Below are 23,876 nucleotides of genomic sequence, written 5' to 3'. Positions count from 1 at the left end.
TACATCATACATGAAGTTTTGCCCTTGCGCAACATTTAGTCTTATATGCAAATTAACGCTACATTTACGTGAATAGACGTTACAATTTTAGGAAAATGATTGATAAATGTTTAGAAAATTTGTAATGTTAACGAGAGAAGTTACATCAAGAACAGTGGTTTAGAAAGGAAATAGTCGTATGTACAAAAAAGGCAACATTGCGATTTTCGCGATCATCATGATTGCGACAATCCTGCTCGCTGTGTTCTCGACACCTTGGGTCGTCAAGAACACAAACCTCGGACTCGACTTAAAAGGTGGATTCGAAGTTTTGTATGAAGTACAACCGCTCGAAGACGGCGACGTCATCGACGAGTCGGCGATGAATGCAACCGTTCGCGCCATCAACAACCGAATCAACGTCCTAGGGGTTTCCGAACCGGACGTTCGAATCGAAGAGAACAATCGAATCCGTGTCCAGCTCGCTGGCGTATCGAACCAAAACGAAGCGCGCGAAGTCATCTCGTCAACAGCACAATTGACGTTCCGTGACGTGGATGACAACGTCTTGCTCGACGGGAAAGACTTGGCGCCGCGTGGGGCAGCGCTCAGCTACAACCAACAAGGACAACCGGTCGTTGAGCTGACACTTCAATCGGCCGACAAGTTTGGCGAAGTGACATCTGAGATTGCACAACGTCCAGCTCCTGAGAACCGTCTGGTCATCTGGCTCGACTATGAAGAGGGCGACACATATGAGGAAGAAGTTCAAAAAGAGAACTCGAAAATTGTGTCAGATGCTTCGGTAACGAGTCCGATCTTATCGGATAAAGCCATCATCTCAGGTGGTGGAATTGACGCGGAAAGCGGTCAACGCCTTGCGGACATCTTGAACGCAGGGGCGCTCCCGGTCAAACTTGACGAAATCTACTCGACGTCGGTATCGGCTCAGTTCGGTCAAGACGCATTAGAAGAAACGGTATTTGCCGCTACAATCGGGATCATTGCCGTGTTCATCTTCATGTTGTTCTTCTATCGTCTACCTGGACTCGTGTCGATCATCACGCTTGTACTGTATATTAACTTGATCATGTTGTTCTTCAATGGAATCAATGCGGTCTTGACGCTCCCAGGGATTGCGGCACTTGTCCTCGGGGTCGGGATGGCGGTCGATGCGAACATCATCACGGCGGAACGAATCAAAGATGAGCTCCGCTCTGGGAAGTCGGTCTTGTCGGCATTCCGTGCAGGTAACCGTCGTTCCCTCAGTACGATCATTGATGCCAACTTGACGACGCTCATCTCGGCTGCGGTCTTGTTCTACTTTGGACAAAGCTCGGTCAAAGGGTTCGCCGTCATGCTCATGATCTCAATCGGGATGACGTTCATCTCGAACGTATTCATCTCACGTTATTTGATGCACCTCCTTGTCTCAAGTCGTCTGTTCGACAAACGTAAAGGATGGTTTGGTGTGAAGGAGAGTGAAATCCGTGAACTTTAAGCTTACTGAATGGAATTACGTCAAACATATGCGCACGATGTTCTTGGTTTCGACAGCAATCGTCGTTCTCGGAATCGGTCTCTTGTTCTTCCGAGGATTGAACCTTGGGATTGACTTTGCTTCAGGAACACGTGTCGAGATTTTAACAGAAGAACGTGTCTCGCAAGAAGAATTCACACAAGCGTTCAACGATGCCGGTGTCAACCAAGAGATTTCGAGCGTCCAATATGCTGATGAAGGACGTTTGGCATACGTGACGTTTGTTGGACAATTGGGTCAAGAGGAAGTCGCGAACGTCAAGACGGCGTTCACAGAACAGTTCGGGAACGACCCGAACATCAGCACCGTCTCGGCTCAAGTCGGTCGTGACTTGGCGAAAAATGCTTTGTACGCGGTAGCCGTTGCGTCGATTGGGATCATCCTGTATATCACGGTCCGTTTCCAGTTCTCCTATGCGGTTGCGACCGTGGTGGCGATGTTACACGATGCCTTCTTCATGATCGTCGCATTCTCGCTCTTTGGAGTTGAAGTCAACTTATACTTCATCGCAGCGATCCTGACGATTATCGGTTATTCCGTCAACGATACGATTGTTACGTTCGACCGGGTCCGCGAGAATATCACATCGTATGAGAAAGAACGAAAAATCAAGTCGATGGACGTCTATGAGTCGATCATCAACAAGTCGATTCAAGAGACAATCGTTCGGTCCGTGAATACGGTCATCACAGTACTCGTTACAGCCATAGCCTTGTATGCGTTCGGTGCAGAATCAATTCAAAGCTTCTCGCTCGCGCTCATCGTTGGTCTCCTCATGGGGATGTATTCTTCGATCTTCATTGCATCGTATTTGTGGCTCCTTATTAAACGCACGACCATCAACAAGAAAAAAGATACGCCGGTCACAGAGGCGTAACGAGTGGGTCTCCCTTCAAGCGGGAGACCTTTTTAAATGTCAAGACGGCACATCTTTCACGTGGTCTGCTATAATCTACAATTGATTGGAGTGAAGGACATGTACCATTCGAAGAAACAGTGGCTCTATCCGAAAACGAACCCGGACGACGTCACACGTTTACAAAACGAATTAAATATATCAGCACAACTTGCGACGTTGCTCGTTCAGCGTGGACATCAGGATGTAGAAGCGGCCAAGGCATTTTTGTATGCCGAGGAAGAACTCGTCTTTCATGACCCGTATTTGTTTGAACAGATGGAAAAAGTCGTATCCCGGATCAAGCAGGCGGCGGACGAGGGTGAGATGGTGCTCATCTATGGCGACTATGATGTCGATGGTGTCAGTGCCTCTTCGGTCATGTGGCACGCTTTGACCGAGGTTGGTGTCATGGCCGAGTGCTATATCCCAAACCGTTTCACGGAGGGATATGGACCGAACAAGGAAGCGTTCCAATGGGCTGCGAACGAAGGATTCACCTTGGTCATCACGGTGGACTGTGGGATCTCGGGGATCGAAGAAGCAACACTGTTAAAAGACCTCGGTGTCGATTTGATCATCACGGACCATCACGAGCCGAAAGAGACATTGCCGGATGCGTATGCCATCATCCACCCGCACATCGACCCGAGATATCCATACGATAAACTCGCCGGTGCGGGGGTCGCCCTCAAAGTGGCACATGCCGTTTTAGGAAGAATGCCAGAGGAACTCCTTGATTTGGCCGTTCTCGGAACGATTGCTGACCTCGTCCCACTCGACGGTGAGAACCGATTGCTCGCAAAAAAAGGAATCGCGGCACTCGAAACTTCGAAACGACCAGGTATTTTAGCATTACGTGAAGTGTGTGGTCTTGGTGATAGCGTGTTAAACGAAGAATCGGTCGGTTTCGCCTTCGGGCCACGGATCAATGCGGCGGGCCGTCTCGATTCGGCGATGCCGGCGCTTCAAATGCTCCTTGCCGAACACGTTGAAGAAGCGCTCGAACTTGCGAAACAACTCGACAAGCAAAATAAAGAACGTCAAGACATCGTCAAAACGATTACGGCTGAAGCGAAAGAACTCGTCGAAGCATCGATGACCGAGGACCGTGTGCTCGTCGTCGCGAGTGAGAAGTGGAACCCGGGTGTCGTCGGGATTGTCGCCTCTCGTCTCGTCGAGGCGTACTATCGTCCGGTCATTCTCCTTTGCCACGACCCGGAGACGGGCAAGGCGAAAGGTTCGGGTCGCTCGATTGACGGGTTTGACTTATTTAAAGAACTCTCGAAAAATGAAGACATCTTGCCGCACTTCGGTGGGCATCCGGCCGCTGCCGGGATGACGCTTCAGTCCGAGAACGTCGCCGAATTGCGTGAACGACTGAATCGCCAAGCGGAAATAATTCCAGATGACGTATTCGTGCCGCGGGTCAACGTCGATTTGAAGCTGACGGTCAATGACGTCTCGCTCGATTTGATTTCAGAGATTGCGAAACTAGCACCGTTCGGGATGGGCAACCCGTCTCCCCGCGTCGTCGTCGCAGATGCGAAACTGCGCGACATTCGTCAAATCGGACGTGATGCGACACACTTGAAAGTACAGCTCGCCGGAGACAAGCGTGAACTCGACGGCATCGGCTTCGGTTTCGGACATGTCGTCTCGGAAATCTCACAGATGGCTCACATCTCGGTGATGGGCAGTCTTCAAGTGAATGAATGGAACGGGATGCGAAAGCCTCAACTCATGATTCAAGACTTACGCGTCGATGACTTCCAAGTGTTTGACTATCGCGGCAAGAAAAAATCGGTACAAGAGTTGAAGGACTTACCGAAAGAACATACGTCGTTCTTATCGTTCCAGGGAACAACGGAAGACTACCCGCTCCATGAAGGAGATGAGCCGCTCAATCGTTTCGTCGTCCTGCTCGATCTGCCTGACGATGAAGATGTCCTCGCAGAAAAGCTTCATGAAGGCGTCGAGCGGATTTATTGCGCGTTCGGTCAAGGGGACTCGTTCTTTGAACGGCTTCCTTCGCGTGAGGATTTCCGAACGTATTACGTACACATGGCGACATGCGAACGGAAAAATCTACGTGAAAACCTGATTCGTCTGTCAAAAGAGCGAAAATGGTCAAAAAATACGATTCAATTTATGCATCAAGTATTCTCTGAACTCGAATTTCTTGTTACAATGGAAGACGGACTGCCTGGAGTCAATCCAGAAGCACCGAAACGCGATTTGACCGAGGCGCCGTGCTATCAACGCCGGATTGGGCGCCAACAACTCGAAGAGCGTTTCGTATACGCGTCATTGGCGGAGCTCAAAGAGCGGTTACAATCGTTGCGATCGAACAAGATGCAGGAGGCATACACATAAAATGGATTTCAAACATCATATTAAAGAAGTAGCGGATTACCCGAAGGAAGGAATCAGCTTCAAAGACATCACGTCACTCATGCAAAATGGCGAAGTCTACAAGAAATCGGTAGATGAGCTCGTCGCTTATGCACGTGAACGTGGAGCAGAGTTGATTGCTGGACCGGAAGCGCGCGGATTTGTCGTCGGTTGCCCGGCAGCATATGCACTTGAACTCGGGTTCGTACCTGTACGTAAAGAAGGAAAGTTACCACGTGAGACAGTACGTGTATCATACGGTCTCGAGTACGGAACAGACATCTTAACGATGCACAAAGATTCAATCCAACCTGGACAACAAGTCGTCATCCTCGACGACTTGCTCGCGACAGGTGGAACAATTGAAGCGACAATCAAAATGATTGAACAACTCGGTGGAGTTGTGGCAGGAATCGGGTTCTTGATTGAACTCGACGGACTCGGTGGACGTGAGCGTCTTGAAGGATATGACGTCTTCTCACTCATCCGATACGAAGACTAATGTTTAAACGGGAAGCATATGCTTCCCGTTTTTGAATAGTTTTTGAGGAAAATAACCTACAACCTTTGACAGGTCGTCAGATTTTTTCGATAATGGTTATAAAAATTAGAGAATCTTGAATATAAACTACTACCATGCTGCGACGAATCCGAGGCGATTGGAGCGGTTAGAAAAAGGGTGTCGAATGTTATGACCAAAAAACAAATCGTAAGTATTGAGGATCTTCTCGACGCGCTCGGGGAGTATATGGGTGACGACGATATAGCCGAAGTGAAACGCGCTTACGAATACGCAAAACTTCATCATACCGGTCAGTTCCGACGTTCGGGCGAGCCCTATATCCTCCATCCGGTCCAAGTGGCCGGTATTCTCGTTGATATCGGCTTAGATGCCACAACGATTATCGGAGCGCTCTTGCATGATGTTGTCGAAGATACGGATATTTCGTTACAACAATTGACGGACGACTTCGGTCCGGACGTGGCCATGCTCGTCGATGGCGTCACGAAACTTGGTAAGATCAAATACAAGTCGAAAAAAGAAGAGCTCGCCGAGAACCATCGAAAGATGATCATCGCGATGGCAGAAGACGTGCGCGTCATCTTGATCAAACTCGCGGACCGTCTTCACAACATGCGGACACTTCAGCATATGCCGAAAGAAAAGCAAGTCCAAAAGGCCGAAGAAACGCTTGAAATCTTTGCCCCGCTCGCACACCGGATGGGGATCTCGACGATCAAGTGGGAGCTCGAGGATATTTCGTTACGTTATATCAACCCGCAGCAATACTACAAGATCGTCTCGATGATGAAACAGAAGCGAACGGAACGAGAAGCGCTCGTCACTTCTGTCATCACGGAAGTGAACGGAGTTCTTGAAGAAGTGCATATCGATGCCGACGTGAACGGCCGACCGAAACATATCTATTCCATCTACAATAAGATGGTGAAGCATAAAAAAGAATTCAATGAAATTTATGATTTGATGGCGGTCCGCATTATCGTCGACTCGATTCGCGATTGTTATGCGGTACTTGGGATCATCCACACGCAATATAAGCCGATGCCAGGACGCTTCAAAGATTATATCGCCATGCCGAAGCCGAACATGTATCAGTCGCTCCATACGACCGTGATCGGGCCGAAAGGTGAGCCGCTCGAAGTTCAGATTCGGACGAAAGACATGCATTTTATCGCCGAGTTCGGGATTGCGGCACACTGGGCGTATAAAGAAGGGAAGAACGTCTCGACGAACGGGTTCGATGAGAAGATTGCGCACCTGCGTGAGATTCTTGAGCTTCAAAAAGATACGACCGATGCTGAGGAATTCATGGAATCGCTCAAAGTCGACTTCTTTAGCGATATGCTCTACGTCTTCACACCGAAAGGGGACGTATTCGAATTGCCGAAAGGCTCTGTCCCGATCGACTACGCCTACCGGATCCATACGGAGATTGGTCATCGAATGACGGGTGCGAAAGTGAACGGTCGGATGGTGCCGCTCGACTATAAACTCGAGACGGGTGACATCATTGAGATCATCACGTCGAAGCACAGTTATGGACCGAGCAAGGACTGGTTGAAACTCGCGGTTTCGAGTCAGGCCAAGAACAAGATTCGTCAATGGTTCAAACGTCAACAGCGTGAAGAGAACGTCGAGAAAGGGAAAGATCTCGTCGAGGCAGAAATCAAGAAGCTTGGTTTTGAACCGAAAGAAGTGATCGATGAGCCGGCACTCAGTATCGTTGTCGAGAAGTTCAACTTCGGGAACGAGGAAGAGATGTATGCCGCTGTCGGTTACCAAGGCATCACGGCCGCTCAAGTCGCACATAAATTGACGGAGAAACAGCGGAAAGAGCCGAAACTCGAACTTTCTGAAGCGATCAGCGAACTAAAAGTCAGTCAGGCACCGAAGAAGAAAACGACGGAAGCGGGCGTAACGGTCAAAGGGATCGACAACATGCTCGTCCGTATGAGCCGTTGCTGTAACCCGGTCCCAGGAGATGAGATCGTCGGATACATTACCCGTGGACGCGGCGTCTCGATTCACCGGAAAGACTGCTTGAACATCGTCAACGAACAACATCCGGAGCGTCTTCTTGACGTCGAATGGGAAGTCGGACAGGCGAAAGAGAAGAACTATAACGTCGATATCGAAATCACGGGATATGATCGTTCAGGTCTCTTGAACGACGTCCTTCAAGCGGTATCGGCGACGAATACGAATATCGTGGCCGTCAGTGGTCGGGGCGACCAAAACAAACAGGCGCGCATCTCGATGACGATCTCGATTCCGAACGTGAATCATTTGCAGAAAGTCGTCGAGCGCATCAAACAAATCTCAGACGTGTATTCGGTCAGCCGAGTCATGATGACGTGACGAAAGGAAGAGGAACGTGCGTGTATTATTGCAACGAGTGAAAGAAGCATCGGTCACAGTCGAGGAAGAAGTCGTCGGGGCAATCAACGCCGGATACTTGCTTCTCGTCGGTGTGACACATGAAGATACTGAAGAAGAAGTGAACTGGCTCGCCGATAAGGTGACCGGACTTCGCGTCTTCGAGGACGATCAAGAAAAGATGAACTTATCGATTCAAGATGTGTCCGGTCAAATCTTGTCGGTCTCGCAATTCACATTGTATGGAGATACGATGAAAGGGCGGCGACCTGCTTTTACAAAGGCCGCAAAACCGGACATGGCCGAGACGCTCTATGAAAAATTCAATGAGCGACTCCGGTCAAACGGGCTCGTCGTCGAGACGGGACGCTTCGGTGCGATGATGGACGTCGCACTCGTCAATGACGGACCGGTCACACTCATGCTCGAAAAAAACGCTTGACAGATGCCGGCTTGATTCGGCATCATGAAGCATATAGTCAAACACCTATGATAAAGAAGAGTACGGTCAACCCACCAGCAAAGAGAGCGATGCCTTGGCTGAAAGCATCGACTGGATGATGACCCGAACGACACTTTGGAGGTGCTCCCTTGAAAATAAGTAGGGGGAGCCGTCTCATCGGGCGTTAACCGATTTCGAGTGGCAGAGTTTCAAGTAATGGCTCTGCAACGAGGGTGGTACCACGGGAAACTTACACAGGCTCTCGTCCCTTTGCGGACGAGGGCCTTTTTGTATTTTTTAAGGAGGGAAATGTGATGATGAAAGCACCACGCGGTACACAAGACCTGCTTCCGGGCACGGTCGAGACGTGGCAATATGTCGAGGAAAAACTTCGCGACATGAGCGCCCGTTACAACTATAAAGAGATCCGCACACCAATCTTTGAAACAACGAACCTGTTCACACGCAGTGTCGGGGAAACGACGGACATCGTACAAAAAGAGATGTTCACGCTCGTGAAGAAAGGGAAAGACGAGTACACACTTCGCCCAGAAGGAACGGCATCTGTCGTCCGTGCGTTCGTGACGAACAAACTGTTCGGGAATCCGGACCAACCGACGAAGCTCTTCTACATGGGACCGATGTTCCGCTACGAGCGTCCGCAAAAAGGCCGCTTCCGTCAGCTTCACCAATACGGTGTCGAAGCGATTGGCAGTAGCGATCCTGCCGTTGACGCTGAGGTCATCAGCCTCGCCTACTCGATCTACAAGTCGTTTGGGCTTCAGAAAATCAAAGTCGTCGTCAACTCGCTTGGGGACGCGGAAAGCCGCAACGCCCACCGCGATGCGCTCATCCGTCACTTCGAGCCGGTGGCAGGCGAACTTTGCCAAGACTGTCAGTCACGTCTTTACAAGAACCCGCTTCGCATCTTGGATTGTAAGGTCGACCGCGATCACCCGTCGATGAAGACAGCACCGTCAATCCTTGAATATTTGAACGAAGAATCGAAAGCCTATTTCGACCAAGTGCTCGCACAACTCGATGCACTCGGCGTCGCCTACGAAGTCGACCCGACGCTCGTTCGTGGGCTCGATTATTACACGCACACGGCGTTTGAAATCATGTCCGAGGCAGAAGGGTTCGGAGCCATCACGACACTTTGTGGCGGTGGACGCTACAACGGTCTCGTACAAGATATCGGCGGACCGGACATGCCGGGAATCGGTTTTGGGATCGGATTGGAGCGCCTCATCCTCGCATTGGAGAATGAAGGAGTCTTACCTGAACTCGAGACAGGTCTTGATGTCTTTATCGTCGCCCAAGGCGAGAAAGAAGTCGAATTGACGGCGACACGCCTCTTACAACTCCTTCGTATGGAAGGATTCAAGGCAGACCGTGATTACCAAGGACGCAAGTTCAAAGGACAATTCAAACAGGCGGACCGCCTGAAAGCCAAGTTCACAGTCATCTTAGGGGATGACGAAGTCGAACGTGGGGCAGCCGCCTTGAAAGATATGACGACTGGTGAACAAGTCGACGTGCCACTCTCGGCCGTCGCAGACAAAATTCGTGAACTATCGGAAGGAGCAGGACAATGATCGGACGCACACATATGAACGGCCGCGTGACAGAGTCACTCATCGGCCAAGAAGTACAATTAAAAGGATGGGTACAAAAACGTCGTGACCTCGGAGGACTCATCTTCATCGATCTTCGTGATCGCACAGGGATCGTCCAAGTCGTCGTACGCCCGGAAAACGAAGCAGTCCACCAACTCGCGGAAACGATTCGTAGCGAGTATGTCCTCGACGTGAAAGGAACGGTTCTCGAGCGTGAGAACAAAAACCCGAACATGCCGACAGGAAACATCGAAGTCATCGCGTCTGAGATCGTCATCTTGAACGCGGCGAAGATGACACCAATCCCGATCGGTGATGAAGCGGAAAACGTCTCAGAAGACCTTCGCCTCAAATACCGTTACCTCGACCTTCGTCGTCCAGCGCTTCAAGAGACGTTCCGTCTCCGCTCGAAGACGTCGAACACGATTCGTAACTTCTTGACGGAGCAAGAGTTCCTCGAAGTCGAAACGCCAATTTTGACGAAGTCGACACCAGAAGGTGCACGTGACTATCTCGTACCGAGCCGTGTCCACGGTGGTGAGTTCTACGCACTCCCGCAATCACCACAGCTCTTCAAACAGTTGCTCATGGTCGCAGGATTTGACCGTTACTTCCAAATCGCACGCTGCTTCCGTGACGAAGACCTTCGTGCAGACCGTCAGCCTGAGTTCACGCAAGTCGACATCGAGACGAGCTTCATGGACATCGAAGACTTGATGGCGATGATGGAATCAATGATGGGACAAGTCATGGAATCGACGCTCGGTCGTACGGATACACCAGCGAAATTCGAACGCATGACTCATGAAGAAGCAATGCGTCGTTTCGGTTCAGATAAACCGGACACACGTTTTGGCCTCGAACTCATCGACGTAGCTGACGCCGTGAAAGGTGCGGGCTTCAAAGTATTCGACGCAGCACTCGAATCAAACGGACAAGTCAAAGCGATCAATGTCAAAGGTGAGGCGGACAACTTCTCACGTAAAGACATCGACAAGCTTCAAGAGTTCACAGCGGTCTACGGTGCGAAAGGTCTCGCATGGCTCAAAGTGACAGCGGAAGGCTTGAACGGTCCGATTGCGAAGTTCTTCGACGAAACGTACTCACAGAAGTTGATCGAAGCGACGAATGCAGAAGCAGGAGACCTTCTCCTCTTCGTCGCATCGAAACCAACTGTCGTCGCAGACAGCCTTGGCGCACTCCGCGTCAAACTCGGACACGACCTCGGTCTCATCGACGAGTCGAAGTTCAACTTCCTATGGGTGACGGACTTCCCACTCGTGACGTTTGAAGAAGAAGACGGTCGTTTCTATGCGAACCACCACCCGTTCACGATGCCAAACCGTGAAGACCTTCACCTTCTCGAGACAGACCCGGCAAGCGTACGCGCCATCGCCTATGACCTCGTCTTGAACGGTTACGAGCTCGGTGGCGGTTCACAGCGTATTTACGAGCGTGACATCCAGGAGCGCATGTTCAAATTGCTCGGCTTCACGCAAGAAGAAGCAGTTGAACAGTTCGGCTTCTTACTCGAAGCGTTCGAATACGGTACACCACCACACGCGGGAATCGCACTTGGTCTCGACCGTCTCGTCATGATTCTTGCGGGTCGTTCGAACCTTCGCGACACGATTGCCTTCCCGAAAACGGCTTCGGCAAGCGACTTGCTCACGCAAGCACCGAGCCCGGTCGCGGACGCGCAACTTGAAGAGTTGTCGATTCGTACGGCAGTAAAAGAGAAAAAATAATACGCTTAAACAGGATTCGTCGTTCTCGGCGAATCCTTTTTTATATTTTTCTGACAACTTTGTATAAGGTTATGATACGATTATGGAATAAAATGTATTTTGAAAGTAGGGGAAATGTTGAAGCGAATTAATACGTTGGCATTAGGGGTATGTCTAGGGGTTGCAACGATGTTATCCGGGTGTACGGATGACACAAAAGCTGCACCAGAAGTGGAAGAGGTTGTTCAAAAGAAGGAGTCGACGACAGAATCGACACCGGATGCACCAGCAACATCCGAACCAGAGGAAACATCGGAACCAGCCATCCGTTTACAAAGTGCGGGAGAGAGCGAACCGATTGGGGAAGTGGAATCGTATGACTTATCTTTATTCTTTGCAGATCAAGTACCGATGATCGCACCAGAGCACATCACTGGCAACCGAATCGTCTATACGGAGTTGATTGAAGAAAGCAGCAGTCAAATAAATGTGTACGATACGGAGCGTAATACAAACGATCTTATTCATACGTCCTCAAAAACGATTGGGAATCTTGTCGGGATTCAAGATGAAGTGTTTTGGGTTGAATATGTACAGGCTGAAGGATATGCATATGAATGGTCGATTTTTACGATGTCGTTGGACGAACAAAAACCTGAACAAATAGCGGAAGGGACTAGTCGATTTGAGACGCCCGTTCCTTATGTAACAGCTTCCGATGATACCGTCACATGGGTCGATTATGAGGCGTCGGCGTCGGATACGAAGACGACGGTCATGCAGTTCTCGCCGATGTCTGATTCGATTCAAACAATTGAGGCATTCACGCTCCAAGAAGAGGGAAAGCGTGACGGAGAATATATCTTTGATTATCGCTCGGGTGAGGAAGGATTAATCCTACATAAAAGTGTCTTCAACGAAGGTGACCTGACGAGTAGATTAGTCACGACCGATGGTTCATTTGATGAAGAAGGTGGGGCATTGATTGATTTCGAACGAGGAAGCAAGTTCGTCTCTCTGGGCAAAGAAGGAAGAGTCGAATTTATATCCGCAACTCCGTCCAACGTGAAATACGTGTATAACGGCTCGCAGAAAAACATTACGTTCGATGCGTTTCGTTATTTGCGTGACGATTATATTTTGTTCCGTGAAGGGATGAATCGATTGCTTATCGCGGATTTAAAAGAAGAGACCGTTTCGTATTTACCGAATGACGGTGGAACGGTATCCAAGCCGGTCTTTAAAGATGGAAAATTAGCGTATGCTGAATTAGATGGTGAGGGATTGGTTCGTTTCTACGTCATTGATGTGAAGTAAAACGATAAATGTCATCGGTAGTACGGTTTTATGAAGGGAGGGGGTTCGCAAATGCGAACCCTTTTCTTTTGAATATAAAAAAGGAAGATTCGTCCCTGAAAGACGATACCTCCCTTAATTTTTTTCCTCATCGCGTTGCATATACTTTGCTGTTCGCTGCAACGCAAAACCAAACGCAAACAGCGAGGCGATGACTGCGGACATCGTATAGACTGAATCGATGAACGCTAAATAAATCCCAAGCAGCCCGATCCCGAAACTCACGAAAAAGAGAATAAGGAGTTTCGGATGTTGTTTCAACGTCTGTTTCATCGGCTCGGGACGTTCAACTGACAACCTGTGCCGTCCGTGACGAGAAGGTTCGAATTGAATACTTGTCCGTCACTTTTCAAGACGAGCGTACGACGGTCTTCAAGGAAGTCGATTTTCATCTGTTCGTCTAAAAATACTTTCGTCCAGTTTTTGATTAAGATCGGACCAAGGTTCGATTCGATTTCGACGTCTTCTGGGGTCTTCTCCGTGACGTATCGAATTTCGAAAATCCCGCTATTTCCACAGCCGCAACCTTCCGTCTCATAGAAAAGGTGCATTTGTCCCTCACGTTCGCCCTTCAATGACTCGATTCGTTCGAGCGCACGTTCTGTAATGTGTACATGCATGTGTATCACTCCTTACTTTCATTATACGCCGATCGAAAAAAGAATGAAAAAGGGATGCATCCTGTTTTCCACCTTTCGGAAAAAAGCGTACACTTAGAGTGTTGAGAAGGGGGAAAGAGAATGATTTCACGTTTTTTTAGTTATTATCGACCACATAAAAAGCTATTTATCCTCGATTTTTCATTCGCAATTCTCGTCGGCTTACTTGAACTCGGGTTTCCGCTCGCCGTTCAATGGTTCATCGACGACTTGTTGCCGGGTGGGGAATGGAACTGGATTATCATCGTCAGCATCGGTCTGTTGATTCTATACATATTGGCCATGATGATGCAGTATGTTGTCAACTACTGGGGGCATAAGCTCGGGATCAACATCGAGACAGACATGCGGGAAGAGTTGTTCACACATATCCATAAACAGTCGTTCCGATTCTTTGATAATCATAAGACCGGACATTTGATGAGCCGGGTCACGAACGACTTGTTCGACATCGGGGAAGTGGCGCACCACGGACCGGAAGACTTCTTTATCGCCATCATGACGTTACTCGGTGCGTTCGGGATCATGTTCTCGATCGACCCGGAACTCGCACTCGTCACCGTTGTCGCGGTACCGTTCCTGATCATCATGATCACGTATGCGAATAAGAATATGAACAAGGCGTGGCAAAAGATGTACACGAACATCGGGGAAGTGAACGCACGTGTCGAGGACAGTGTGTCTGGGGCACGTGTCGTCCAGTCGTTTACGAACGAGGCGTTCGAGATCGGACGTTTCCAAAAAGACAACAACTTCTATCGTGGCTCGAAGATTGAAGCATATCGCGTCATGAGTACATCGCTCGCGGGCATTTACATCACGACGCGTCTGATGACGTTGCTCGTCCTTGTCTACGGGGCGTACTTAACGTACGAGGGTCAGTTATCATACGGACAGCTCGTCGGGTTCATCTTGTACATGAACTTACTTATCAAGCCAATTGAAAAGATCACGGCACTTCTCGAAATGTATCCGAAAGGGATGGCCGGGTTCAAGCGATTCACGCAGTTGCTCGATGAGGAGCCAGACATCGAGAACCGTTCGAACGCCATCGAGGTCGAGACGTTGAAGGGTGATATCGTCTTTGACGACGTTTCGTTTGGCTACTCGGACTACCGCCAAGTGTTGACGGATATTGACTTGTCAATCAAGGCAGGGACGACCGTCGCATTAGTTGGGACGAGCGGAGCGGGGAAAACGACCATCTGTTCACTCATCCCTCGCTTTTATGATGTGACGAATGGTGCCATCTCGATCGACGGCATGGATATCCGCGACATGACGAAAGAGAGCTTACGTCGTCAAATCGGAATCGTACAACAGGACGTCTTCTTGTTTGCGGGTACGCTACGTGAGAATATCGCTTACGGGAAGCTCGATGCGACCGATGGGGACATCATGCACGCGGTCGAGAAAGCGCATCTCGGGACGCTCGTCGAGGAGCTCGAGCACGGTCTCGACACACAAATCGGGGAACGTGGACTGAAGCTCTCGGGTGGTCAGAAACAACGCATTGCCATTGCGCGCATGTTCTTGAAAAACCCACCGATTTTAATTTTGGACGAGGCGACCTCGGCGCTCGACACGGAAACGGAGGCCATCATTCAAGATTCACTCAATGAATTGGCGGCGAATCGAACGACGCTCATCATCGCCCACCGTTTAGCGACAGTAAAAAATGCCGATCGGATTCTTGTCGTGACGGCAGAAGGAATCGTAGAAGATGGAACGCATGAAGAGCTTAGCCAAAAAGGCGGCGTCTTCACGAACCTATTACAACGTCAACAGCTTTAAACGGGAGGTCACCTTTTAAAAGGTGGCCTTTCTGGCGTGATATAGGTGGTTCGTGGGTAAATACATATGGATGAGCGAAAGAGAGGGAGGAAGATACACCATGAAAGCTGTACAAGTCGTAGGATACGGTGATGTCGATCAACTCCAAGTGGTCGATATCCCAAAACCGGCACCAAAAACTGGAGAAGTGCTGATTAAGGTACGCGCCTGTGCCATTAACAATACAGAAATATGGATGCGAGAAGGGGCGTATGGAACTGGCGAGAAGTCAGGGTGGCGCCCGGAAGGCGTCCAGTTCCCACGCATTCCCGGTTCAGACATCACAGGTGAAGTCGTCGAGCTCGGGGATGGGGTCGATCAAGCTTGGATGGGACGACACGTCGTCTTGTTCCCATTCACCTCGAGCGGTCCTGAACGAAAAGAACATTTGTCGGACGATATGTCCTTTATCGGGTCGGAATATGACGGAGGTTACGCAGAATACGTAGCCTGGCCGGCTGACCTTTGTTTTGATATGCCACTTGATGATTTTGTTCAGAGTGCGGTCTTTTCCGTGAGTGGACTCACGGCATGGCATATGAACGAGCAGTTACACATCCGTACCGGTGAAACGATTGTCGTCACGGGTGCGAGCGGTGGCGTCGGTTCGCTCAACGTTCAAATTGCCGCGAACGTTTTTGGTGCGAAAGTGTTCGCCATCGTTGGTGATTTGAAGAATGAGAGAGAGTTAAAGGCGTTTGGGGCAACGGAAGTCTTTTCTTATCGTTCTGAGACGCTTGCGGAGGACATCATCGCTGCGAACGGTGGTCCGGTCGATGCCGTGCTTGACGTTGTCGGAGATGCGTTGTTTGGTGTGTCTCTTCAAGTATTGAAGAAGGGCGGAAAGTTCTGTATATCCGGTTCTGCTGGCGGACAGACGACCCATCTCGACTTCCGGACACTCTACTTGAAGCATATCGCCATGTACGGGTCTGTGCTCGGGACACGCTATGAATTCGCAGAAATGTTGCGGTCGATTGCAGAAGGGAAGCTGAAACCGGTCATTGATCGGACGTTCCCGCTCGAAGAAGCGCGTGAGGCACAAACGTATTTCAAACAATCCGGTAAGTTCGGAAAGATTGTCTTGATTCCGAACACATAAAAAGAGAGGGGGGTGATCCCTCTCTTTTTCATGCAAATTTGACTTTCAAGCGATCGACGTAGGCGATGAACAGACGGAAGCGTTCCAACCAGAACTGGAAGAACGGACCGATGAGGAAGATGGATAGGACGGTACCGAAGAAGAGCGGTCCCCCGAGCGCCCAACCGATGAGACAGGCGACCAGCTCCATCCAGGTCCGCATGGAACGGACAGACGTATTAAAACGGTCTGCTAATGCGAGTGTTAGTCCATCGCGTGGACCGGCTCCATATCCGACAGCGACGTACAAACCGGCTCCCATCCCCATGACGAATATCCCGAACGTGAGCCAAACGACGTTTACAAATAATCCATCGAATGTCGGGAGCCATTGCTCGTTCAAGATCAGGTTCATAAATACCCCGACAAAGACCGCGTTGACGAGCGTGCCGAACTGGGGACGGACGCGGTCGAGTATGTATTTGAATAGGACGAGTAGAAGTCCGACGCATAGGATGACCGTTCCGATTGAAATCGGGAGATGGTGGGCAATCCCGATATGGAGGACGTCCCATGTGGAAACCCCGAGATTTGCTGTGATCATGATCGATGACCCGAGTGCGAGCAAGAACAGCCCGGTCATGAAAAGACCCCATTTGAAGAGAATGCGTAAAAAGTGGATGGATCGGACTTGCACGAACATCGCCTCGTTTCCATGAAATGATTGATTTATCTTAGCACATTCGATTTGAAAACATGAAAAAAACGCCTCAGCTTGTTAGCTGAGACGCTGGATTCATTTCTTCGGTGATTTCTTTGCTTTGTTCTTTTTATAGTAATCGTAGACGAACGGAGCGACCGCCGTCGCAATTTTGATCAGTGTTCCCATTTTGCCTTTCTTAGCCATTATGCTGCACCCCTTTCTCTTCTAGAACAATATATTCCACACAAATTGATTTTAAAAACATATCTCTAGCACATTCTATTCTTATGGACCGTATATAAACCCATCATACTAAGGAGTGGAGGAGGTCTATTCATGAAAACAATCATTTGGTATCAAAACGATTTGCGTGTCGATGATCATTTACCCCTCGAGGAAGCATTGCGTCATGATGATCCAATTGAAAGTCATTATTTTATTAGTCCAAAACAACTCGTTGAAAATCGTTATGGTGTCATTCCACTCGGGAGCGAACGACTCCACTTCCTGAAAGACTCGTTAGAAGATGTGGCCGGTTCATTGGATGCGCTCGGAATCCCATTTTTTGTCCATGTCGGTCATCCAATCGAAACGCTCGACCCGACCGACCGTCTCTTATTTCAACGGGCCATCGGGTACAATGAGCGCCGGCGTGAAGAAGAGGTGATGAAAAAGTGGAAGGGGGAGTACAAGGCGTTCGATGGATTCACGTTATTTGAAGAGGATGACATCCCGTTTGAGAAAATACCGTTTCTTTTCACAGAGTTTCGAAAAGCGGTCGAATATGATGTCCGTCCTCGTGAACTAATTTCCCGAAAAGCGACTGCTGCCACACGCGAGGTGACGTTCCCGTTTCCGATGCAAGAAATCGAGCAGGACCCGAGGACAGCATTTCCGTTTAAAGGTGGCGAACTGGCAGCAAAGCGTCGATTGAATGACTATTTGTCCGTACCGATTCGAACATATAAAGAGACGAGGAATGGGTTTGGGGTCGATGACTCGACGAAGCTGTCTGCGTATTTGGCGAACGGATCATTATCGCCACGACGGGTGTTTTTTGAACTTGAAGCGCATGAACGAACGCATGGAGTGAACGAATCGACCTATTGGCTCTACTTTGAACTCTTGTGGCGTGAATTTTTCCAATGGGTTGCACTCGAACAAGGGAAGAAATTGTTTCGGTCACAAGGTATCCGGTCGAAGCGAAAAGACTGGCGCGTTGAGGCGGATGTCATTGAAAAGTGGCGACGGGGAGAGACGGGCGTCGATTTCGTTGATGCGTTTATGCGCGAATTGAATGCGACGGGTTGGATGTCCAATCGGGGACGGCAAATCGTGGCCAATTATTTTGCCAAAGAGTTAAAGCAAGATTGGCGCTACGGGGCTGCCTACTTTGAATCGAAACTGATCGATTACGATGTCGCGAGCAATTGGGGGAATTGGGCGTACCAGGCGGGTGTCGGAAACGACTCACGCGACCGACGTTTCAACATCGATCGTCAACAGTTCACGTATGACCCAGATCGTGCGTTTCGTAACAAATGGTTGTGACCAAACTGTCACGAGAAGTCGGTGTTTCTCATTGACTTCTTTTTACAGAAGCGCTATAGTTAAATCAACAGATGGGATACCTGAGGTGTACGAGAGCCGCCTTCGTTATTTTGAGCCAACACTTTGAATACGGGAGACCGAACTGCTAACCAGATCAACTGCCTCATCACGTGCAGGAGGACTTGTGAAGGAAACGCTAGGTCACCCACCTGCATACGCAGGTTCAAAAGCAGGGCATCGTCACGGCACTCCGGGCCCCATCGATTTTTTTGTAAATACGTCGCGAGACGTCTTTTTTTTGATTATAATTCCGAGTAAAATAGTATGAGAAAATAGAATTAGTTGGAGGAAGAAATATGTTACACCAGTTTTCAAGAAATGAATTGGCCATCGGCTCTGAAGGCCTTGATGCTCTAAAGAATAAAACGGTCGCGATTTTAGGTGTCGGTGGCGTCGGCTCGTTTGCGGCAGAGGCACTTGCGCGCAGTGGCGTCGGGCGCATCGTCCTCGTCGACAAAGATGACATCGACATCACGAACGTCAACCGTCAAATCCATGCATTATTGTCGACAGTCGGTCAACCGAAAGTCGAAGCGATGGGGAAGCGTCTTCTTGACATTAACCCGGACTTAGACCTCGTCCAATTGAAAATGTTTTATACAGAAGAGACATACGAAGAGTTCTTCGCTCAAAATATCGATTACGTCATCGACGCCTCAGATACGATCATCTATAAGATTCATTTAATCGTGGAATGTAAGCGTCGCGGCATCCCGGTCATCTCGAGCATGGGGATGGCGAATAAGATGGATCCGACACGTATCAAAGTCGTCGACATTAAAGATACGTCATATGACCCGATTGCCAAGATGGTCCGTACCCGTCTACGTAAAGAAAAAATCTACAAAGGTGTTCCGGTTGTCTTCTCAGATGAGTCACCGATCGTGACGCGCGAAGACGTGAATGAAGTCGTCGGTAAGAAAGACGCTCCGATCCGCAAAGCGAAGATGCCACCGAGTTCGAACGCGTTCGTCCCATCGGTTGCAGGACTTGTGGCTGCCGGTTACGTCATTAACGATTTGCTCGAAAAAGCGGGCGTCGAAATTAACCGCATCCAAAAATAAAACGACGCTGGCTCATTTCGAGTCGCGTCGTTTTTCCCAATAATCGAGCCGTTTTTGAATCTGTTGCTCGAATCCACGTGGTGTCGGTTTATAGTAGGTTGGTCGTTTACGGGCTAAGTTTTCTGGCCAGTAGTTTTGAGGGACGAACCCATCTTTTTCATCGTGTGGGTATTTGTATCCGACCCCGTTTCCGAGTTCGCGAGCCCCTGGACTATGAGCGTCACGGAGATGTACGGGGACAGGTCCACCCTCGACTGTCCGGACGTGATGGAGTGCCTTATCGATGGCGGTGATGACCGCATTTGATTTTGGTGCGGTCGCCAAATAGAGAACGGCTTCTGCAATCGGGATGCGGGCTTCCGGGAAACCGATGTATTCGCTCGCTCGAGCCGCCGCATCCACGATGAGTAGTGCGTTCGGATCACTCATTCCGATATCTTCGGCGGCATGGACGTAAAGGCGACGCATGATGAAGCGCGGCGATTCGCCAGCCTCGATCATGACGGCTAACCAGTATAGCGCTGCATCAGGGTCCGACCCACGAATCGATTTGATAAACGCCGAGATGACGTCGTAATGTCGGTCACCCGTCTTATCGTATTTGATCGACTTCTGTTGAATCGACTCTTCCGCGACCTCGAGCGTGATGTGAATTTGTCCATCCACTTCTGGCGTTGTCAAGACGGCGAGTTCGAGTGCGTTCAATAGGACACGGTAGTCACCATCCGCCATTTTGATATAATGGTCAGCGGCAGCTTCATCCATCTTCACCGGGTAATTTCCGAGCCCACGTGAGTCGTGTAGCGCACGCTCAAGGACGATACGTAACTCCTCGGCACCTGGTGGTTCAAGCCGAAATACGGTCGCCCGTGACAAGAGGGCGGCATTTACTTCAAAGCTTGGGTTTTCGGTCGTCGCTCCGATGAGGACGAGTTTTCCGGACTCAAGGGCAGGGAGGAGCGCATCCTGCTGAAGCTTATTAAATCGATGGATCTCATCTAAAAAGAGGATCGTGCGCTCGTCCTCATAGTCAAACCGGGACTCCGCTTCACGAATGACGTTCCGCAATTCATCGAGTTTGGCTGTGACGGCGTTCAATTGGACAAATGTCGCTTTCGTATAATTCGAAATGACACGGGCGAGTGTCGTCTTCCCAGTGCCAGGCGGACCGTATAGGATAATCGTGCCGAGTCGGTCGGCTTCGATGGCACGGCGAAGTAGCTTGCCCTCACCGATGATATGGCGCTGTCCGATGACGTCATCTAACGTTTCGGGGCGCATGCGGTTGGCGAGCGGTCCGCCATTCGATTGATGAAACAAATCAGGCATACGTAACCATTCCTTTCGACAAACGTTTGTTCGATTAGTATAACAGAAGGAGACTTGAAGATGAAAATATCTACAAAGGGCCGTTATGGCTTAACGATCATGATTGCGTTGGCACGAGAGACAGACAACAAGCCGCTCAGCTTAAAGAAGATTGCGGCACGGCATGAGTTGCCGGAGCATTATTTGGAGCAATTGATCGGTCCACTCCGTAATGGTGGACTCGTCAAGAGTGTACGCGGCGCGTACGGTGGCTATCAGCTCGTCAAACCGGCAGAAGAAGTGACGGCGGGTGAAATCATTCGCTTACTCGAAGGACCGTTAGCCGTGGTCGAGGAATCTGAAGCAGATGATGCGGTGAAACGGAAGCTTTGGGATAAAATCAAAGAAGCCATCGATACCGTCCTTGACGAAACGACACTCGCCGATCTTGCCGAGGAAGAGTCAGACGGCTATATGTTTTATATTTAAGAACGAGGTGACCCTTACATGAACTATTTTGATCACGCTGCGACGACGCCGATGCGACCGGAAGTCCTCGAGGCGATGACCCCTTACTTTTTAGAGACGTACGGAAACGCGTCGAGCATTCACGGGATTGGGCGTAACGCGCGGGCGGCGCTCGATTCGTCACGTCGCGTCCTCGCGAAATGGATCGGTGCTTCACCAAACGAGATCGTCTTTACATCGGGTGGGACGGAGTCAGATAACTATGCCTTGTTCGGTGCGGCATATGCCCATCAGGAAAAAGGCAAACATATCATTACGACAAAAGTCGAGCACCATGCCGTTCTTCATGCGATGGAACAGCTCGAGCGTGAGGGCTTCGACGTCACGTATCTCGATGTCGATGCGTCGGGATCCGTCACTGTCGACGCCGTGCGTTCAGCTTTACGGGATGACACGATTCTCGTATCGGTCATGTACGGCAATAACGAAGTCGGGACACGCCAACCGATTCAAGAAATCGGTGAGTTGTTACGAGATCATCACGCCATTTTTCATACCGATGCGGTACAAGCCCTCGGGACAGAACTGATTGATGTGAAGGCGATTCATGTCGATTTATTGTCGGCGTCCGCACATAAAGTGAATGGACCAAAAGGTATCGGTTTTCTTTTCATGAAAACAGGTGTAAAATTAGCGTCACGTTCTTTTGGTGGACAACAAGAACGTAAACGTCGAGCCGGCACGGAAAATGTTCCGGGTGCCGTCGGATTCCAAAAAGCAGCTGAACTCGTCATGGCAGAGCGTGAGGACCGAGTGGCTCTCTATGAGTCGCTCGATCTGGCGCTACGTCAGCGCCTTGACGAACTAGGCGTATCTTATGAGGTGAACGGATCAAATCGTTTACCTCACATCGTGAACCTATACCTTCCTGGAATTGACCTTGAACCCTTCCTCATCATGATGGATATGCGGGGCATGGCGATTTCAAGCGGAAGTGCCTGCACGGCAGGGTCGGTCGAACCGTCCCACGTATTGTCGGCGATGTACGGGGATTTAGAGCGGACACGTCAGTCTGTTCGAATCAGTTTTGGCCACGGCAACTCGATCGAGGACGCGAAACGGCTCGCGGAGCGACTACAAGAAGTCGTCTCGACATTTATGAACGGAGTGAGATAGATGAATTTACGCACGAAAGCCCCTGAAGAGACGACGGTCGTCGTCGGGATGTCAGGTGGCGTCGATTCATCGGTGACGGCCCATGTATTGAAAGAACAAGGGTATAACGTCATCGGAATCTTTATGAAAAACTGGGACGACACGGACGAGAACGGTGTGTGTACGGCGACAGAGGACTATGAAGACGTCATCGCCGTCGCGAACCAAATCGGGATCCCATATTATGCGGTCAACTTTGAAAAAGAATATTGGGACCGTGTCTTTGAGTATTTCTTGGCAGAATATCGTCTCGGTCGTACACCGAACCCGGACGTCATGTGTAACAAAGAAATCAAATTCAAGGCGTTCCTGGACCATGCGCTTCGACTCGGTGCGGATTTTGTCGCAACCGGTCATTATGCACAAGTAGAATACGTCGACGGAGAACACCGCTTGTTGCGTGGGAAAGACGACAACAAAGACCAAACGTATTTCTTGAACCAATTGTCTCAAGACCAGCTCGCGCGGACGATGTTCCCGATCGGTCATATGGACAAAAAAGACGTACGTGTCATTGCTGAAGAAGCAGGACTCGCGACAGCGAAGAAAAAAGATTCGACCGGAATCTGCTTCATCGGTGAGCGGAACTTCAAAGAGTTCTTGTCGGAATACCTTCCGTCACAGCCAGGTGAAATGCGGACGCTCGACGGTGTCGTCAAAGGACGTCATGACGGGTTGATGTATTATACACTCGGACAGCGTCACGGTCTCGGAATCGGTGGCGATGGGGACCCTTGGTTCGTCGTCGGGAAAGATGTCGAGAACAACGTCTTGTTCGTCGGACAAGGCTTCCATCACGACGCACTCTATTCAGATGCGCTTCTCGCTTCGAAACTGTCGTGGACAGGGGCTGCTCCTACAGGAGAATTCCGGGCGACGGCGAAGTTCCGCTATCGTCAACAAGACGTGCCGGTCACCGTCGCCCCACTTGAGGGCGGCGAAGTACTCGTCAAATTCGATGAGCCACAACGTGCCATCACTCCTGGACAAGCGGTCGTCTTCTATGATGGCGACATCTGTCTCGGTGGGGCAACGATTGACGAAGCGTACCGAAACGGAAAACGACTCGACTATATCGGATGA

18 protein-coding genes, 1 other RNA gene, 1 pseudogene and 1 other annotated feature are annotated in these 23,876 nt (G+C 49.9%); of the genes and pseudogenes, 16 read left to right on the top strand and 4 right to left on the bottom strand.

Translation table 11 applies throughout. The features are described from left to right. The first annotated feature begins 178 nt into the window (after positions 1–178). The 8 genes and pseudogenes from secD to AC5LIL_RS09845 all read left to right on the top strand — a co-directional run bounded on the left by secD (position 179) and on the right by AC5LIL_RS09845 (position 12,812). Positions 179–2,396 (top strand): annotated as a pseudogene (secD, locus tag AC5LIL_RS09880) (protein translocase subunit SecD). A 99-nt stretch (positions 2,397–2,495) separates the two neighbouring features. Next, positions 2,496–4,790, top strand: a complete 2,295-nt coding sequence (gene recJ / locus AC5LIL_RS09875) for a single-stranded-DNA-specific exonuclease RecJ (protein ID WP_499824005.1) — start codon at positions 2,496–2,498, stop codon at positions 4,788–4,790. Between the two features lies 1 nt (position 4,791). After that, on the top strand, positions 4,792–5,310 hold the full coding sequence (locus AC5LIL_RS09870; RefSeq protein ID WP_074035183.1) for an adenine phosphoribosyltransferase: 519 nt from the start codon (positions 4,792–4,794) through the stop codon (positions 5,308–5,310). 189 nt (positions 5,311–5,499) lie between these two features. Beyond that, positions 5,500–7,689, top strand: coding sequence for a RelA/SpoT family protein (locus AC5LIL_RS09865; protein WP_074035181.1), 2,190 nt, complete (start codon positions 5,500–5,502; stop codon positions 7,687–7,689). A 16-nt stretch (positions 7,690–7,705) separates the two neighbouring features. Next, positions 7,706–8,149, top strand: coding sequence for a D-aminoacyl-tRNA deacylase (gene dtd / locus AC5LIL_RS09860; RefSeq protein ID WP_031421442.1), 444 nt, complete (start codon positions 7,706–7,708; stop codon positions 8,147–8,149). Positions 8,150–8,187: 38 nt separating this feature from the next. Further along, positions 8,188–8,422: a binding site (T-box leader), on the top strand. A 44-nt stretch (positions 8,423–8,466) separates the two neighbouring features. After that, positions 8,467–9,747 (top strand): histidine--tRNA ligase, encoded by a 1,281-nt coding sequence (hisS, locus tag AC5LIL_RS09855; RefSeq protein WP_499825361.1) that lies wholly within the window; start codon positions 8,467–8,469, stop codon positions 9,745–9,747. Continuing rightward, a complete protein-coding gene (gene aspS, locus AC5LIL_RS09850; protein ID WP_499824004.1) occupies positions 9,744–11,516 on the top strand; it encodes an aspartate--tRNA ligase in 1,773 nt (590 codons plus the stop codon). Before hisS ends, aspS begins: the two co-directional genes overlap by 4 nt. 117 nt (positions 11,517–11,633) lie before the next feature. After that, positions 11,634–12,812, top strand: coding sequence for a hypothetical protein (locus AC5LIL_RS09845; RefSeq protein ID WP_499824003.1), 1,179 nt, complete (start codon positions 11,634–11,636; stop codon positions 12,810–12,812). 114 nt (positions 12,813–12,926) lie between these two features. On the opposite strand, the gene AC5LIL_RS09840 is transcribed toward AC5LIL_RS09845, so the two are convergent. Both AC5LIL_RS09840 and AC5LIL_RS09835 read right to left on the bottom strand, forming a co-directional pair. After that, positions 12,927–13,148 (bottom strand): hypothetical protein, encoded by a 222-nt coding sequence (locus tag AC5LIL_RS09840; RefSeq protein ID WP_427373079.1) that lies wholly within the window; start codon positions 13,146–13,148, stop codon positions 12,927–12,929. Then, entirely contained in the window at positions 13,121–13,471 is a 351-nt protein-coding gene (locus AC5LIL_RS09835) for an iron-sulfur cluster biosynthesis family protein (RefSeq protein ID WP_214748512.1), read from the bottom strand. The genes AC5LIL_RS09840 and AC5LIL_RS09835 overlap by 28 nt, the downstream gene beginning before the upstream one ends. A gap of 120 nt (positions 13,472–13,591) precedes the next feature. Here AC5LIL_RS09835 and AC5LIL_RS09830 point away from each other — a divergent pair, with 120 nt between their 5' ends. Together AC5LIL_RS09830 and AC5LIL_RS09825 are read left to right on the top strand one after the other, a co-directional pair. Beyond that, a complete protein-coding gene (locus AC5LIL_RS09830) occupies positions 13,592–15,304 on the top strand; it encodes an ABC transporter ATP-binding protein (protein WP_499824002.1) in 1,713 nt (570 codons plus the stop codon). 100 nt (positions 15,305–15,404) lie between these two features. Beyond that, positions 15,405–16,445 (top strand): alcohol dehydrogenase family protein, encoded by a 1,041-nt coding sequence (locus tag AC5LIL_RS09825; protein WP_499824001.1) that lies wholly within the window; start codon positions 15,405–15,407, stop codon positions 16,443–16,445. Positions 16,446–16,473: 28 nt separating this feature from the next. Here AC5LIL_RS09825 and AC5LIL_RS09820 read toward each other — a convergent pair whose 3' ends face one another. Then, positions 16,474–17,127, bottom strand: a complete 654-nt coding sequence (locus AC5LIL_RS09820) for a YczE/YyaS/YitT family protein (protein ID WP_499824000.1) — start codon at positions 17,125–17,127, stop codon at positions 16,474–16,476. A gap of 336 nt (positions 17,128–17,463) precedes the next feature. Between AC5LIL_RS09820 and AC5LIL_RS09815 the strand changes: the two genes are divergently transcribed. From AC5LIL_RS09815 to AC5LIL_RS09805, 3 genes are all read left to right on the top strand, one after another. Next, positions 17,464–18,678, top strand: coding sequence for a DASH family cryptochrome (locus AC5LIL_RS09815; protein ID WP_499823998.1), 1,215 nt, complete (start codon positions 17,464–17,466; stop codon positions 18,676–18,678). Between the two features lie 74 nt (positions 18,679–18,752). After that, positions 18,753–18,939, top strand: a non-coding RNA gene (gene ssrS / locus AC5LIL_RS09810) — 6S RNA. A gap of 95 nt (positions 18,940–19,034) precedes the next feature. Beyond that, positions 19,035–19,802, top strand: coding sequence for a tRNA threonylcarbamoyladenosine dehydratase (locus AC5LIL_RS09805; RefSeq protein WP_214687847.1), 768 nt, complete (start codon positions 19,035–19,037; stop codon positions 19,800–19,802). A gap of 12 nt (positions 19,803–19,814) precedes the next feature. On the opposite strand, the gene AC5LIL_RS09800 is transcribed toward AC5LIL_RS09805, so the two are convergent. Then, positions 19,815–21,131 (bottom strand): replication-associated recombination protein A, encoded by a 1,317-nt coding sequence (locus AC5LIL_RS09800; protein WP_432232817.1) that lies wholly within the window; start codon positions 21,129–21,131, stop codon positions 19,815–19,817. Positions 21,132–21,191: 60 nt separating this feature from the next. Here AC5LIL_RS09800 and cymR point away from each other — a divergent pair, with 60 nt between their 5' ends. Genes cymR through mnmA form a run of 3 tightly spaced genes read left to right on the top strand, consistent with a single transcriptional unit; the run spans position 21,192 to position 23,876 of the window. After that, on the top strand, positions 21,192–21,599 hold the full coding sequence (gene cymR / locus AC5LIL_RS09795; protein ID WP_214695418.1) for a cysteine metabolism transcriptional regulator CymR: 408 nt from the start codon (positions 21,192–21,194) through the stop codon (positions 21,597–21,599). A gap of 18 nt (positions 21,600–21,617) precedes the next feature. Next, positions 21,618–22,754 carry a cysteine desulfurase family protein gene (locus AC5LIL_RS09790; protein ID WP_499823997.1) on the top strand — a complete coding sequence of 379 codons (1,137 nt, stop codon included), beginning with the start codon at positions 21,618–21,620 and terminating at the stop codon, positions 22,752–22,754. Further along, on the top strand, positions 22,755–23,876 hold the full coding sequence (gene mnmA / locus AC5LIL_RS09785) for a tRNA 2-thiouridine(34) synthase MnmA (protein ID WP_214695422.1): 1,122 nt from the start codon (positions 22,755–22,757) through the stop codon (positions 23,874–23,876).

It is taken from the genome of Exiguobacterium sp. RM11 (assembly GCF_059821525.1).
This window is presented reverse-complemented; position numbering and strand designations above follow the sequence as displayed.

What these genes read in the sequence shown, in the direction of transcription:
- AC5LIL_RS09790 (WP_499823997.1), top strand. Translation starts at nt 21,618, where the DNA reads ATGAACTATTTTGATCACGCTGCGACGACGCCGATGCGACCGGAAGTC.
- AC5LIL_RS09830 (WP_499824002.1), top strand. Translation starts at nt 13,592, where the DNA reads ATGATTTCACGTTTTTTTAGTTATTATCGACCACATAAAAAGCTATTT.
- recJ (WP_499824005.1), top strand. Translation starts at nt 2,496, where the DNA reads ATGTACCATTCGAAGAAACAGTGGCTCTATCCGAAAACGAACCCGGAC.
- mnmA (WP_214695422.1), top strand. Translation starts at nt 22,755, where the DNA reads ATGAATTTACGCACGAAAGCCCCTGAAGAGACGACGGTCGTCGTCGGG.
- AC5LIL_RS09800 (WP_432232817.1), bottom strand. Translation starts at nt 21,131, where the DNA reads ATGCCTGATTTGTTTCATCAATCGAATGGCGGACCGCTCGCCAACCGC.
- AC5LIL_RS09870 (WP_074035183.1), top strand. Translation starts at nt 4,792, where the DNA reads ATGGATTTCAAACATCATATTAAAGAAGTAGCGGATTACCCGAAGGAA.
- AC5LIL_RS09820 (WP_499824000.1), bottom strand. Translation starts at nt 17,127, where the DNA reads ATGTTCGTGCAAGTCCGATCCATCCACTTTTTACGCATTCTCTTCAAA.
- aspS (WP_499824004.1), top strand. Translation starts at nt 9,744, where the DNA reads ATGATCGGACGCACACATATGAACGGCCGCGTGACAGAGTCACTCATC.
- AC5LIL_RS09835 (WP_214748512.1), bottom strand. Translation starts at nt 13,471, where the DNA reads ATGCATGTACACATTACAGAACGTGCGCTCGAACGAATCGAGTCATTG.
- AC5LIL_RS09815 (WP_499823998.1), top strand. Translation starts at nt 17,464, where the DNA reads ATGAAAACAATCATTTGGTATCAAAACGATTTGCGTGTCGATGATCAT.
- AC5LIL_RS09865 (WP_074035181.1), top strand. Translation starts at nt 5,500, where the DNA reads ATGACCAAAAAACAAATCGTAAGTATTGAGGATCTTCTCGACGCGCTC.
- hisS (WP_499825361.1), top strand. Translation starts at nt 8,467, where the DNA reads ATGAAAGCACCACGCGGTACACAAGACCTGCTTCCGGGCACGGTCGAG.
- cymR (WP_214695418.1), top strand. Translation starts at nt 21,192, where the DNA reads ATGAAAATATCTACAAAGGGCCGTTATGGCTTAACGATCATGATTGCG.
- AC5LIL_RS09805 (WP_214687847.1), top strand. Translation starts at nt 19,035, where the DNA reads ATGTTACACCAGTTTTCAAGAAATGAATTGGCCATCGGCTCTGAAGGC.
- AC5LIL_RS09825 (WP_499824001.1), top strand. Translation starts at nt 15,405, where the DNA reads ATGAAAGCTGTACAAGTCGTAGGATACGGTGATGTCGATCAACTCCAA.